1 protein-coding gene is annotated in these 390 nt (G+C 74.9%); it reads left to right on the forward strand.

Annotated elements, in window-relative coordinates; translation table 11 throughout:
- A partial coding sequence (locus RI841_RS14870) for an ATP-binding protein (RefSeq protein ID WP_310706420.1) occupies positions 1-390 on the forward strand: 390 nt, incomplete at both ends.

A 390-nucleotide genomic window follows, 5' to 3' on the forward strand; every position in this document is an offset into this window, starting at 1 on the left:
GCCTGGCGGAGCGGCTGCGCCATATCCGCACCTTCGTGCGCAAGGGGCAGACGCGCCCCCGGCCGGTGGCACTGGGCGAGGTCGTCGACGCCGCCAGCCGGCTCTGCGAGTGGCAGTATCAGCAGGCCGAGGTGGCGCTGGTGCATGAGCTGCAGGACGCCCTGCCCCGCGTGCTGGCCGACCCGGTGGCCCTGGAGCAGGTGCTGGTCAACCTCCTGCTCAACGCCCTGGAGGCGAGCCGCCCCCACCCCGGCGCCGACCGGGTGACGCTCTGTGCCCGGCAGAGCGGCCCGCGGGAGGTGCGCTTCACAGTCGCCGATCGCGGCCCCGGCGTGCCCGAGGCCGAGCGCGAGCGCCGTGCCAAGATCATCAACGCCGAGGGCGAGCAGC

Source organism: Halomonas sp., assembly GCF_031581305.1.
GTDB lineage: Bacteria > Pseudomonadota > Gammaproteobacteria > Pseudomonadales > Halomonadaceae > Halomonas.